This window comes from Streptomyces sp. Ag109_O5-10 (assembly GCF_900105755.1).
Classification (GTDB): domain Bacteria; phylum Actinomycetota; class Actinomycetes; order Streptomycetales; family Streptomycetaceae; genus Streptomyces.
Map to the genome: position 1 here is coordinate 140,898 of NZ_FNTQ01000001.1, position 12,476 is coordinate 153,373.

General features: G+C 68.7%; 14 protein-coding genes and 1 pseudogene. 8 read left to right on the top strand and 7 right to left on the bottom strand.

Annotated features, from left to right (window positions below; genetic code table 11):
* Positions 1–124 precede the first annotated feature (124 nt).
* From BLW82_RS44970 to BLW82_RS00755, 3 genes and pseudogenes are all read left to right on the top strand, one after another.
* Positions 125–247, top strand: a pseudogene (locus tag BLW82_RS44970) (hypothetical protein); the annotation flags it as partial.
* Between the two features lie 91 nt (positions 248–338).
* Positions 339–830, top strand: coding sequence for a transposase (locus BLW82_RS44975; RefSeq protein WP_256215569.1), 492 nt, complete (start codon positions 339–341; stop codon positions 828–830).
* Between the two features lie 165 nt (positions 831–995).
* The gene (locus BLW82_RS00755) at positions 996–1,787 is read left to right on the top strand and encodes an IS5 family transposase (protein ID WP_093496974.1); all 792 of its coding nucleotides are present in this window, start codon (positions 996–998) and stop codon (positions 1,785–1,787) included.
* On the opposite strand, the gene BLW82_RS00760 is transcribed toward BLW82_RS00755, so the two are convergent.
* Positions 1,744–2,280 (bottom strand): hypothetical protein, encoded by a 537-nt coding sequence (locus tag BLW82_RS00760; RefSeq protein ID WP_093496975.1) that lies wholly within the window; start codon positions 2,278–2,280, stop codon positions 1,744–1,746. The two genes, BLW82_RS00755 and BLW82_RS00760, sit on opposite strands and share 44 nt — an antisense overlap.
* Positions 2,281–2,751: 471 nt before the next feature.
* Between BLW82_RS00760 and BLW82_RS00765 the strand changes: the two genes are divergently transcribed.
* Positions 2,752–3,243: a nucleotidyltransferase domain-containing protein gene (locus tag BLW82_RS00765; RefSeq protein ID WP_177233252.1), complete on the top strand. Its 492-nt coding sequence runs from the start codon at positions 2,752–2,754 to the stop codon at positions 3,241–3,243.
* Positions 3,244–3,643: 400 nt separating this feature from the next.
* On the opposite strand, the gene BLW82_RS44980 is transcribed toward BLW82_RS00765, so the two are convergent.
* Positions 3,644–4,006 (bottom strand): hypothetical protein, encoded by a 363-nt coding sequence (locus BLW82_RS44980; RefSeq protein ID WP_256215570.1) that lies wholly within the window; start codon positions 4,004–4,006, stop codon positions 3,644–3,646.
* Positions 4,007–4,167: 161 nt separating this feature from the next.
* Between BLW82_RS44980 and BLW82_RS00775 the strand changes: the two genes are divergently transcribed.
* Both BLW82_RS00775 and BLW82_RS00780 read left to right on the top strand, forming a co-directional pair.
* Positions 4,168–4,608 (top strand): MarR family winged helix-turn-helix transcriptional regulator, encoded by a 441-nt coding sequence (locus tag BLW82_RS00775; protein ID WP_093496977.1) that lies wholly within the window; start codon positions 4,168–4,170, stop codon positions 4,606–4,608.
* Positions 4,609–4,691: 83 nt separating this feature from the next.
* A complete protein-coding gene (locus tag BLW82_RS00780; protein WP_093496978.1) occupies positions 4,692–5,582 on the top strand; it encodes an NmrA/HSCARG family protein in 891 nt (296 codons plus the stop codon).
* Between the two features lie 755 nt (positions 5,583–6,337).
* On the opposite strand, the gene BLW82_RS00785 is transcribed toward BLW82_RS00780, so the two are convergent.
* Complete coding sequence (locus BLW82_RS00785) at positions 6,338–7,300, bottom strand: AraC family transcriptional regulator (protein ID WP_256215571.1); 963 nt, start codon at positions 7,298–7,300, stop codon at positions 6,338–6,340.
* A gap of 105 nt (positions 7,301–7,405) precedes the next feature.
* On the opposite strand from BLW82_RS00785, the gene BLW82_RS00790 reads away from it, so the two are divergent.
* The gene (locus BLW82_RS00790; protein ID WP_093496979.1) at positions 7,406–8,008 is read left to right on the top strand and encodes a type 1 glutamine amidotransferase domain-containing protein; all 603 of its coding nucleotides are present in this window, start codon (positions 7,406–7,408) and stop codon (positions 8,006–8,008) included.
* Positions 8,001–8,951: an SDR family NAD(P)-dependent oxidoreductase gene (locus BLW82_RS00795; protein ID WP_256215572.1), complete on the top strand. Its 951-nt coding sequence runs from the start codon at positions 8,001–8,003 to the stop codon at positions 8,949–8,951. The genes BLW82_RS00790 and BLW82_RS00795 overlap by 8 nt, the downstream gene beginning before the upstream one ends.
* Positions 8,952–9,526: 575 nt before the next feature.
* On the opposite strand, the gene BLW82_RS00800 is transcribed toward BLW82_RS00795, so the two are convergent.
* The 4 genes from BLW82_RS00800 to BLW82_RS00815 all read right to left on the bottom strand — a co-directional run bounded on the left by BLW82_RS00800 (position 9,527) and on the right by BLW82_RS00815 (position 11,916).
* Positions 9,527–9,820 (bottom strand): DUF6510 family protein, encoded by a 294-nt coding sequence (locus BLW82_RS00800; protein WP_093496981.1) that lies wholly within the window; start codon positions 9,818–9,820, stop codon positions 9,527–9,529.
* Positions 9,821–9,830: 10 nt separating this feature from the next.
* Entirely contained in the window at positions 9,831–10,577 is a 747-nt protein-coding gene (locus tag BLW82_RS00805; RefSeq protein ID WP_093496982.1) for a ferredoxin reductase, read from the bottom strand.
* Positions 10,547–11,146 (bottom strand): sulfite oxidase-like oxidoreductase, encoded by a 600-nt coding sequence (locus BLW82_RS00810; RefSeq protein ID WP_093496983.1) that lies wholly within the window; start codon positions 11,144–11,146, stop codon positions 10,547–10,549. Before BLW82_RS00810 ends, BLW82_RS00805 begins: the two co-directional genes overlap by 31 nt.
* A 461-nt stretch (positions 11,147–11,607) precedes the next feature.
* Complete coding sequence (locus BLW82_RS00815; RefSeq protein ID WP_256215574.1) at positions 11,608–11,916, bottom strand: DUF5709 domain-containing protein; 309 nt, start codon at positions 11,914–11,916, stop codon at positions 11,608–11,610.
* Positions 11,917–12,476 lie beyond the last annotated feature (560 nt).

Genomic DNA, 12,476 nt, shown 5'->3' on the forward strand with positions numbered 1-12,476 from the left:
CAAAGTCGCCCGAAAATGGTCCGTGGGCAGAGCAGTCGGGCCGACAGTTCGGGCCGTGGACGAGGTCGCGCGCTGGCTGAAGGAATTGTTGTTCGCGTCGATCGCGGACGTCGCGGTGCTGTCGATGGACGTGAACACCGAGACACTGCGCCTTGACGCGCAATACATCGCGAACAGTGCCCTGTGTCCGGTCTGCGGAGTTTGGTCGGGTCGAATTCATGGTTCCTACCTGCGGTTTCCCGCTGATGTGCCGAGCGGTGGCCGAAGCGTTGTACTCCAGCTGAGGGCCCGTCGGTTCACCTGCGGGAACTCGAGCCGCGCACGAGCAAGTACCCGGCTTGACACGTCGGCACGGTCAGCGGACCGAGCGGTTGCGCGCCACCCTGGCCGCGGTCGGCCTGGCCCTCGCGGGCCGGGCCGGGGCCCGCATCGCCCGCGTTCTCGGGGTGTCCGTCAGCCGCAGCACGGTGCTCCGGCTGGTCGACGCGCTCCCCGAACCCGATGCCCCCGCGCCGCGGGTGGTCGGCGTGGACGAGTACGCCACCCGCAAGGGCCGCCATTACGGCACCGTCCTCGTCGACGTCGAGACTCGCCACCCCGTCGAGCTGCTGCCGGACCGGGAGGCGTTCAGCCTGGCTGCCTGGCTCGCCGAACGGCCGGGCATGGAGGTCGTCTGCCGCGACCGTGCGCCGTTCTTCGCCGAAGGCGCCTCCTCCGGCGCGCCCCTCAGTAGCTGTTGTCGTTCCGATCTTGAGGGTTGTGCGTCGAACAGGAGTCTCGATCGGGTGATCGTCACTGGCTGCGGGCATGAAGGCAGGGCCTCTTGGTAGCTCGGGGTTGCGAAGCCAACCGAGATCCAGGAGACCCTGTTGCCGCAGTTGTACGCGCTCGCGCCGACGGAGTTCAACTCGACTGCACCGACGTGTGATTGTGTCGCTCACCGGTTCGGGAACGCGGCTGATCACCGGGAACGTGTTCGGCGGTATCCCTCGGACATGACGGACGCGGAGTGGGCCGTGGTCCGGCCGCTGCTGCCGGTGCCGGCCTGGCTGCGCGGCCGGGGCGGCCGGCCGGAGACGTACTGCCACCGGGCGATACTGGACGCGATCCGCTACCTGGTCGACAACGGGATCAAGTGGCGGGCCATGCCTGCCGACTTCCCGCCCTGGGACCCGGTCTACGCATTCTTCCGCCGATGGCGCGACCACGCCCTGGTCCGGGAGTTCCACGACCGGCTGCGCTCGAGGATCCGCGAGAGGCAGGGGCGGGACGCGGAGCCGACGGCCGGCGTGATCGACTCGCAGTCCGTGAAAGCGGACGCCGTCGTCGGCTCGGACAGCCGCGGTTTCGACGGCGGCAAGCTCATCAACGGCCGCAAGCGGCACGTCGTGGTCGACACACTCGGCCTGCTGCTGGGCGTGATGGTCACCGCCGCGGACACCGGCGACCGCATCGCCGCCCGAGTGCTGCTCGAACAGGTCGCCGACGCACACCACCGCCTCGCCCTGGTCTGGGCGGACGGCGGCTACACCGGCAGCCTTGTCGAGTACTGCCTGACCACGCTCGCCGTGGTGCTGTCGATCGTGAAGCGCAGCGACGACATGCGCGGCTTCGTGGTGCTGCCCAGGCGGTGGATCGTCGAACGGCTCATCGCCCACCTGATGCGCACCCGCCGCCTGGTCCGCGACTTCGAACGCCGCACCACCAGCACCGAGGCGATGGTCTACTGGTCGATGATCCTGCTCATGACCCGTCGGCTGGCCCGGCCACACCCTGCACGAGGGTGAACCGACCCGGCGCGGGCTCGGCCAGCCAGCCCCGGGCGACCAGGCGTTTCGCCTTCGACCGCAGTGCCTCCACCCGCGCCGGCACCACGTCCATGCCGAAGCCCGCGGCCATCTCCTGGCAGGTCAAAGGCCCTTGATGAAGCCGCACGCGGTCTGCGACCGCCGTGAGGATGCGCTGGCAGTCCGCCGACAGCACCGACCAGGCCAGCCCCTCACGCCACATGGGCACCTGCGACTTCGGCTTCACCGCATCCCCGCGCGCCGATGACGCGTCCGCACCCCGCGGATCCGAAGCGGCCTCCGACGCAGCGGCGTTGCCGTCGTCCGGAGCCAGCACCGTATCGACCCGCCTGCGGGCGATCGCCCACTCCCGCCATTCCTGCTCGGCCGCGGCCAGCTCGGCCTGGATGCGGTCGGCCTCCTCCCGCAGCCCGTCGACACGTCGGCGAGCAGCGAGCTCCTGCTCTTCCAGCAGTCCAACAACTGACGGCATCCGCGACCTCCCGGGCAGCGACAACACGACAGGCCACTACTCCCACGGGACCGCCGACCCTACGCCCGACCAGCCAAAACGCAGTCCTCAAGCCCGGAAAGACAACAGCTTCTCAGGCCTACCAGGTCGCCGACCGGTGGCACCTTTGGCACAACCTGAGCGAGGCCGCAGAACGGACCGTCGCCCAACACCGACGCTGCCTGCGAGCCCCTGAACCCGTTTGGTGGCAGCGCTTGCGCTTGAGTTCCGGTGGCAGTTGGCGATCACTCCACCGCGAGATGTTCGCGAGTTTTGGGCTCTGGCACAGATCTTGGGAAACAGTCACGGAGAGTAACTTGCCGAGTCTCAGCCATGGGCGGAAGGCCCCTGATGCGCGGACATAGCGGGACTCCCTCGTGCGGGACATGCCGTGCTTCTTCCGAGAGAAATCGTTCGCTGCCTGGCGCTGACGCTCCTAGCCTGCGTCCGGTGATGACAGCTGATGACGTGTTGACCGTCCTAGCACTGTTACATCGGACGGAGGTTGATGTCTGGGTCGGTGGCGGATGGGGAATCGACGCTCTGATCGGCGAGCAGACCCGAGACCATCGCGACCTGGACTTGATGCACCGGCAAGACCAGGAAGCCGCCGTGCTGACGGCCCTCGCAGCGGCAGGTTTCGTGGAGAGCCTGAACTGGAGGCCCATCCGATTCGTCATGAAGAGTTCGGACGGCCGGGAGATCGACCTTCACCCATTGGTCTTCAGTGATGACGGTTCAGCAGCGCAGGCGTCACCTGACCCGCAATGTCCCTTCACCTATCCCTCGTCCTGCTTCGTGACGGGAACCATCCAGGGAACGCCCGTCCCGTGCTTGTCCGCCGAGCAGCAGGTCTACTTCCACCAGGGCTACGAACCAACGGAACGCGATCGCCAGGACATGGCACAACTCCGCCGCGTCTTCGGGGTCGCCACGCACTTCTGATCCACGTCGAAGCGGGGGCAAAACAGGCATTGCTCTGAGACCTTGGCGGGCGACAACGGAGGGCCGCTGAAGCAGGATCATCTTGCGGAGGGGTTCGAATCCGGCGCGTCCGTAGAGCTGCCTCGTGATCTTGTTGATGCGGTTCGCGGCGCCTTCCGTACCGCCGGAGCTCCAGTGAAGGGTGTGGCCGACGGTCACGGCGTCAAGGTCTCGGGGCAGGTGGAGGGCGAACCCTGTGAGACCGGGGAGCTGACTGGCGTCGACGGCGTCGATCCGAGCGGGGAGTGTGGAGCCGAGGCGCAGCGGAGGATCTCGCCGAAGTTGCGGACGTGGTCGGCGGCGGCATTCAATTCGGGGCAGCGGGCCGGTACGTCCTTCAGCGCGGTTCGCTCGTCTTCGCTCAGGGTCGCGGGTGGCGAGTGAGCCAGCCGGTGACCCACCGCACGGTCGACGGAGGCGGCGGCGCCTGCGGCGGTGCTGCGCGCAGGGTTGCGACGTAGGCGCGGACCATCTGGTAGGTGACGGGAGCGTTCTCGGCGATCAGTTCGCGGTGCAGGCGGGCGACGTTCGTACAGCCTGCGGTGAACCGCCGCTCCAGGTGGGGCTTGTAGGGGTCCAGTCGGCTGGGGCGGGGTCGGTTCTCTCGGAGGGTGTCCTGCCAGTTCGCGGCGCGTGCGTAGCGCAGCACGGTGTTGAGGCTCCAGCCCAGGTGCCGGGCGGTAGCCCTGCGCGCGTAGCCCTGAGCGAGCAGGTCGTGGACCATGGCATGCGCGGCCTTCTTGCGCTGGGCCCGTCGGCCGTCAAGGGACCGGTTGTAGGAGTGCCAGGCCGGTCTCGCAGGGTGTGCATCTCCTGGTGAGTGGCGTGGCCCGCCGGCCCGCGACGAGTAGGCTGATCGTTCGTCATCGGAGAGGGGAGGCCGGCGTGGACTATGGCGACAAGCTCTTCTGGCTCTCGGTTGTGATTCAACGCAAGTACGCGCAGATCTGCGCCGAGTTCGACCTGACCCCCTCGCAGGCCACGCTGCTCTGCGCAGTCAGGGACGAGCCGCGGCAGATGGCTGACCTCGCCGCGTCGTTGGGTATGACCAAGAACGCATTGAGCCAGCTGGTCGATCGCACCGCGCGACGCGAGTTGGTCGGCCGGGCAAGCTCGGCGCAGGACCGACGGGTCGTCATGCTCAGTGCGACGCCCACGGGGAAGGTGCTCGCCGAGGCCGTTTACGCCGAGGTCGCAAGGCGCCTGCCCGAGATCGCGAGAAACCTCGACGCCGACGACCAGCGCGACTTCGAGCGCGTGGCCACCGCCATCGTGGACACCTCTGACCTCTCTTCGCCCACCTCGAACCGAGCCAACACACCGTGAGGTCCCGCTACATCCGCACCTTGACGTAGTTCATGTCGTGAACTAATTTCGTTCATGCCATGAACTAGTGAAGGGTGGCAGCGATGAGCACACAGACGACCGGCACGATCGCAGTCTTAGGCGCGACGGGGCGACAGGGCGGGGCGGTGGTCGACGCGCTGCTGGACCACAAGGCGCGGGTGCGGGCTTTGGTCCGCAACCCGCAGTCCGACCGGGCTCAGGCGCTGGCCGCCCGCGGCGTCGAACTGGCGGCCATCCGGACCGACGACCCGGCGTCGCTGGCCGCCGCGCTGGCGACGGTCGAGGGGTTCTACTTCATGACCCCGGAGGCGAACAGCCTCGAAGAGGTCGAGGCGGAGATCCGTATCGGTACCGCGCTCGTAGACGCGGCGGTCGAGGCGGACGTCCCGCACGTCGTGTTCAACTCGGTCTTCGGAGCGGACCGGGAGTCGGGTGTGCCGCACCACGACTCGAAGCACTGGATCGAAGAGCACCTGAGGAAGTCCGGCCTGAGGGCCGCGATGATTCGCGCGACCGCCTTCATGGAGAATTTCGCGAGCGTGATGGCACCGAGCCTGGAGCATGGGGAGATCGTGCTGAGGCTGCCGCTGCCGGAGGACGTCGCCCTGAAGATGATCTCGGTCAGGGACATCGGCCGGGTCGCCGCCGCGCTCCTGCTCGACACCGCGCAGGCGCCCGGCGGAGCCGTCGACCTCGTCGGCGACGAGCTGACGGGCCCCCAGATCGCTGCGGCGTTCGGCGCGCGCGCCGGGCTCCCGGCACGGTACGAGGCCCTCCCGTTGAGCGTGCTTCCCAACGACCTCGACAAGGCCATGTTCCGCCAGTTCGCGGATGCGGCGGAATACCCTTCGGACCTCGCGGTGGTGCGCTCGATCGAGCCGGCCACCCTGGACCTGGTCGAGTGGATCCGAGCTACCGGCTGGACCGCGCCCACAAACGTGGCTGGTTCCTGAGCCTCCGGCCGCGATGAACGTCCCGCGATCGTGCCCGCGGTCTCGGCGCTCTGGGCACGGCAACGCATCCGCCAACGGTTGAAGTAGTCACGAAGCTCCCGGGGCGTGCCCGAGGCCCACAGCGGCACACTGGTTGCCGAGAGGCCGCCGGTCGATGGGGAGGTAAAGGTCCACGTCCAGGAGGCCCCTGACCGCCGCCAACCAAAAGACCTCACCGACTACGCCCGCGAGGCCGCCGCTCCGGCGTCCGGACCCGTAGAGCGGGTGGCCGGAACAGGATTGACCGTGGCGGCCATCCGCAACGGTGCTCGGCGCGTCTCTGAACGCCGCTGAGGCCCCTGTTTCCGTCTGACCAGAGGCGGATCAACTTCACTGACGCATGGTCGGCTACCTCGAAGCTGTATCTCGACCGATCATGGAATGTGCGGGGTCGAACAGGTTCACCGCTGGGGTGATCTTCCCGTTGTGCGTGCATGAAGGCAGGGCCTCTCGGTAGCTCGGGGCTGCGAATCTGACCGAGCGGTGCCGGGAGGCCCTGGTGCCGTCGTTGTACGCGTCCGCGCCCGTCCAGTTCAACTCGGCTGCACCATCGTGTGATTGCCTCGCGCACGTTGCTTCCCGCGCCACGCCGAGGCAGCGTCCCGGCGCTATGGCGTCGACACCCGCACGAACCTGGTAGAGGCCGGTCGCAAGGGAACGCAGTACCTCTGCGGGGCCGATACCCACCGTTCCTGGCCGTGGGGACGACAGACGTTCTACGCGGGCGTTGGGCCCTGCGCATGCTGGAGTAGGCGGGCTTGCGTGCGGTAGCCGCCTGGAGGTGTTCCAAGTTCGCGTTTGAAGGCGAGTGAGAAGGCAGTTTCCGAGCCATAGCCGACAGCCGCGGCGATGGCGGCGATGGTCTGCTCCGTGTTCGCCAGGCGATGGGCCCCCAGTTCGAGTCGCCACTGGGTCAGGTACTGCAGGGGCCCCTTCCCGACGGTCTTCTTGAACCGAGCGGCGAACGCGGAGCGCGAGACGTTCGCGGTCTCGGCCAGGAGACGAACGGTCCAGTTGCGTGCGGGATCTGCGTGGATGGCGTGCAGCGCGGTCGACACGACGGGGTCCGCCAGGCCCTGTAGCCAGCCGCTACCACCGGGGTGGCGGGCCAGGTGATGGCGGATCATGTCGACGAGCAGGACGACAGCGAGGCGTTCGGTCACCACATTCGCACCGAGGCGGCGTGCGCGGGTCTCCTGGTCGATGCGGGTCAGGAGGTGGGGGGCCATCGCGGCGCCGTCGGCGTGGGCGGGGAGGTGGAGGACAGGTGGGAGGGCGTCCAGCAGCAGGGTGCGCGCACGCCGGCCGAAGGTGAAGCTGCCGCCCACCAGGCGTGCGGAGACCGGCTGCCCGGGAGGACCGACCTCGGCGGCCTCGCGGGTGGCGCGGAAGAGGGGTGAGGCAGCCTGCGGAGGCAGGTGCGAGGCGGTGGAAAGGGTGAACTCCTGCGGCCTGGTCAGCAGGAAGGTGTCGCCCGCACGCAGAGAGAGCGGGCGTTCCATCGCGTCCGTGGTGAGGGTGCACGACCCCTCCATCACGGCATTGAATTTCGCCCCTGCGGGCGGGGGGAAGCGCAGGGACCACTGGCCGTGCCCCGTCAGCGTGGCGGCCCGTGTCGCGCGAGCCCCGGTGAGGGCGAGTACATCCTCCAGAGGATCCACGCCCTCGTAGAAGTCCATGCTGTCTGGACGATCTATTGATTCTGGGAGACTCATGATAATCAGAAGTCTACCCGTGGGCGGCTAGCTTGGATTGAGAAAGATCAAGACAAGAAGGAGTACATCATGGTTAACGCCATCGTCGACCGCCCCGCCGACAACCGTGTGGCCGTCCCCACCGGGGCACCCCCCAAGGGGCGCATTGCCGTGCTGACCGCGGATGTGGTCGAAGATGTCGAGTTCTTCTACCCCTACTATCGATTCACCGAGGCCGGCTACGAGGTCGATGTGATCACACCGTCCGGCGGAGAGCTGACCGCAGCCCGCGGGATGAAGCTGCTGGAGACCGTCGCCCTCGCGGAGGTCGACCCGGCCGACTACCTCATGCTCTTCGTGCCCGGCGGCCACGCCCCGCTGCAGCTGCGCACGCTGCCCGCCGCACTTGACTTCGTGCGGGCGTTCGCCACGGCCGACAAGCCGGTCGGACTGGTCTGCCACGGCCCGCAGGTCCTGGTCAGCGCGGGACTGGCCGGCGGCCGACGCATGACCTCCTGGTACGGCGTCGCCGAGGAGATCGAGACGGCGGGCGGCACCTGGGTCAACGAAGCCGTCATCCATGACGGCCCGTTCTTCACCGACCGCAAGCCCGGCGACCTGCCGGCCGAGATGCACGCCATCATCGAGCACCTCGACCAGCGATCCCAGACGGCGGGTGCGACCGGTGTCTGAGCTCTTGAGCACCCCCTTCGGGCCGAAGGCCACCGCTGACGAGGTCCTCGCCGGAGTGGATCTGACGGGAAAGAGGATCCTGGTCACAGGAGGCGCCTCGGGAATCGGGGGCGAAACCGCCGCCGCACTGGCCCGGGCCGGTGCCGAGGTGACCGTCGCGGTCCGTGACCCCGCGGCCGCCGATACGCTCGTGCACCGCGCGGACCGGGAAGGATGGTCCGGGCAGATCCGGGCCTGCCGACTGGACCTGGCCGACCTCACCACCGTCCGCGACCTGGCCCGCGCCTGGGAGGGACCACTGCACGCCCTGGTGGCCAACGCCGGCATCATGGCCCTGCCCGACCTCGTGCGCAGCACCGCGGGATGGGAGATGCAGATGGCGACCAACTACCTCGGTCACTTCGCCCTCGCCACCGGCCTGCTGCCCGCACTGCGGAAGGCCGGTGCGGCGCGGGTCGTCGCCGTCAGTTCCGGCGCCCACCGAGGGCACCCGATCGACTTCGACGATCCTCACTTCGACACCACCCCCTACGACCGGTGGGTGGCGTACGGCCGCTCCAAGGCCGCCGACGTACTGATGGCGGTGGGAATGGCCCGCAGGTGGGCCGACGACGGCATCACCGCGAACGCACTCATGCCCGGCTGGATCAACTCCGGCCTGCAGCGCCACCTCGACCTCAAGACCCTCCAAGCGATGGGGGGAGCGGACGAGAACGGCAACCGCATCGACCAGCCCCACTACAAGGACCTCCGGCAGGGAGCGGCCACGAACACCCTCCTCGCCGCTTCCCCCCTCCTGGAGGGCGTGACCGGCCGCTACTTCGAGGACAACCAGGAATCGCCCGTCACCGCCGACGGCACCGGGGACGGCGTCGCCGCGCACGCCCTCGACCCCGAAAACGCCGACCGGCTGTGGGGTCTCGCCCAAGCAGCGCTGCCCTAACACGCGGCGACGCCGGCGCCCTCCCCGCGGAGGCGAGGCCTCCAGCTCTGCCGGGCCCGACGTGCCCGACACCGGTCCGCTGACGGCCGGTGTCGGGCACGGGCAACCAGGGGTCCGGCATTCCCGCGGCGGTCGGCGCCCGCCGCCGATCAGATCACCAGTAGTGGTCAGCTCCATCGCCCAGCGCCCCGCAGGGGGCTCGAGCTGTGGACACTGGCGGAGTGATCGCTCCAGTACGTCCGTCATCGCGGCTTCGGTGGTGATCCTGTCCGGTTCAGGAGCCAGCCGGCGGGCCACGTACTTCCTGCCGTACACGGCGAGAGCAGCCACCGCGTCTTCTGGTGACCAAGGCCGCATCACCCGCCGGTCCGCCTCGATGCGAGACCCCGTAAGGGTCACACGGTGGCGGGGTTGACCAGGCCTCTTCGAGTTCACTCAATCCCCGGCACGGGACGCGAGCGCCAGTGAGGCGACGCGGCTGTCTGTCAAACCGGCAACGGCGTCATGAGCGGGTGCCGGCATCTTCGGACGGCATCACGCCCGAGCATCGACCCGTCGTCACGGCCGGTGGGCGTTCAGCCGGCGGCCGGAATGGCGAGGACGGCGACGCCGCTCATGTCGAGCCAGCTGGTGCCCGTGCCGGACACCAGGCGGATCATGACCTGCTCGCAGCCAGGGCATCGGGCGACCAGCCCTGGGGCGTGCCCGTACACCCGCAGAGAGGCGACCGGACCCGTGCGGCCGCAGTGCGCGCACCGGCCCGTCGCGACGGTCAGGTCCACGGCGAAGATCTCCGAGAGAGGGCCCGCCAGAGCGTTGCCGTCCAGGTAAGACGTGCCTTCGTCGTGCACGGAATCCTGCGGTCTCATATCGGTCTCCTCAGCCGCCGAAGCGCTCGGTCCGCACCTGCTCGGGCTTGTGTCCGAGCAGCACCAGATAGGCGGCCGCCTTCTCCACGAAGGCGGTCGGGCCGCATACGTAGCACACCGGCTCGAAGTCCGGCGGCCATCCGTGCTGTGCCAGATCCTCCGGGGTGATTCGGCCCGGAGGGCGCACGGACTCCTGCGGGGCCTCCCGTGTGTACAGACGCGTCACATCCAGCCCGGGCGCACCCTCGCGCATCTCCGCGCCGTAGAGCTGCTCCTGCGGTGAGCGCAGGGAATAGAGCAGCCGGAAGGGGACTCGGCTGTCGGCCGCGCGTCGGGCCCGGATCATGCACATCAACGGAACCAGCCCAGACCCGCCGGCCACCAGCAGCACCGGTTCTCGCTGCTCGGGCCGCCAGACGAACCAGCCGCCGACCGGGCCCCTGACCTCGATCCGGTCACCAGGGACAAGTTCGTCGACCAGATACGGTGAGACCTCGCCTCCTGGAATCCGCTGCACTGTCAGCTCCACCCGCCCGCCGTTCTCGGCCGAGGCGATGGAGTAGCTGCGCTGTGTGCTGTACCCGTCCTCCGCGGTCAGGCGGACGTCCACGTGCTGACCGGCGAGATGGCCCGGCCACTCCGGCACCTCCAACGTGATGGTGACGGCCGTCGCTGACTCGACACGCCGTGCCACCACCTCGGCGGCCCTCCAGCGCAGCCGGTCGCCTAGTCTCCCCAGTACCGTTGCTCTTGCCACGGGTCTCCGTAGTTGTGATAGCCGGCGCTCTCCCAGAACCCCGGGATGTCGTCTTCGCGTAGTTCGATGCCGCGAACCCACTTGGCGGACTTCCACAGATAGAGATGCGGGACCAGCAGCCTCGCCGGGCCCCCGTGCTCCGGAGTGAGGTCCTGGCCGTCGTACCCGTACACGATCCACGCCTTGCCGTCGAGCAGGTCCGCCAGCGGCAAGTTCGTCGTATATCCGCCATACGAGGAGATCAGCGCGTACTCCGCCGCAGTCTCGACGTCAGCCAGGAGGACGTCGAGTGACACGCCCTGCCACCGGGTGCCGAACTTGGACCACTTGGTCACACAGTGGAGGTCCACAGTCGGAGCGTCGGCGGGCAGCGCCGTGAGGGCGGACCAGTCCCAGGAATGACGACGGCCCACTTCCGTGGTGACGGTCAGTTCCCACCTGTCCTTGGGCACGTGCGGTGTCGGACCGGCTGACAGGACCGGGAAGCCTGTGGCCTCGTACTGGCCCGGAGGGAGTTTCTTGCCGGGCTCAGGTCGGCGCCCGTGAAAGCCGCGCGAAATGATGGGCATGTCTGACGTCCTAGTGATGTGGCCGTAGGCTTGTTGATTCTCTCCTGATATCGGCGTCGCAGGCAGCGCGTCTCCTATCCGCCGTGTCGCCGGGGGCCCGCCCCGGAACCCCGGCATGGCCCATGCTGGCTCACGTCTTCGCGTTCGGGCAACCGATCTCGCGCTCTCCCGCGCGTCCCGGAAGTCGTTTCATAGGGAGCGCGAACGTTCTCGTCCCGCTGGCCCCGTGCAGGCCAGCGCCGCGCCCCCTCTTCTCCCGGCAGTGGCCAGCTCCCCGTGGGAATCGGGGGGCAGCCAAGTGAGACGTGCCTCCTCTTCCGCGTCGAACCGGATGCCGGAGTTGCGCCAGACGTACCGGCACGGCCCGCTGAGGCTCTCCTCCGCACCGGGATCTCTCCGGTGACGCCACGGACGTATCGGCGGCGTCCAGGCGGCCAAGGCCGACGTGGGCTCCGCTGTCGTCACCGTTCGTCCTCGGGGACGATGTGGACAGCCGCCTCCTCCACCGAGGCCGCGCCACCGTCGATACCGACGTCTCGGGCCCGGTAGTCGTCGTCGAGACGACCGGCCCCGTCCGCGTCCCAGCCGACCAGGCGGCCTGCCCGCACGCAGCCGACCTGATCGTCGATGAGCTCCCCATCGGTGTCGGTGGCATTGCCAAGCCCGTCGCCGTCGACGTCCACGGCCAGATCCGGCACCTCGTGCCCGAGGAGGTGGGACAGATCCTCGTGGGAGGCGGCCTCCCTGGCGGTCAGTCCCCACTCGGACACAGCGAGCGGGGACTCGGGAGGAGGGGGCTTTGACCAGATGTGAAGGCGGCTGGGACTAGTTCATAAGGTGCGTGAGAAACGTCTTCGCCGCGGCGGTGGCACCGACCGGCGGTGGCGGATTGCGCCAATTTTTCCGGCACTGCCCGTGGGGACCTCACGACGTAGGCTCCCCCGCCCCCGTGGAGCAGCGGGGCAGTTGCCCCAGGTCCTCACAGCACGATGGTTCGACAAAGAACGTCAGGCCCGTCCAGGTCGGCGACGACCGCTGGCCACGAACGCCGTTACAGGGCAATCAAGACCACACAAGGCCGCGGACCTGATCGTCACCGAGGACGACACGTACTTCACCAAGCCTCTCCTCTACACGTCCCGCGGCGGAGAGAAGCTGACGGCCGCCGAAGGAGCGTGAGCCACGGCGCGGGCCGAGCCCGTCGAGAGGGGATCATTGCCGGTCCGCCGGCCGTGCTGTCTGTCCTGTCAATCTGTCGGGGCGCCGGGAGCCTGCAGTCGAGACTCTGGCGCGGACCGTGGCGTCGTGCCGGGCAGCCAGTTGCTCTTGC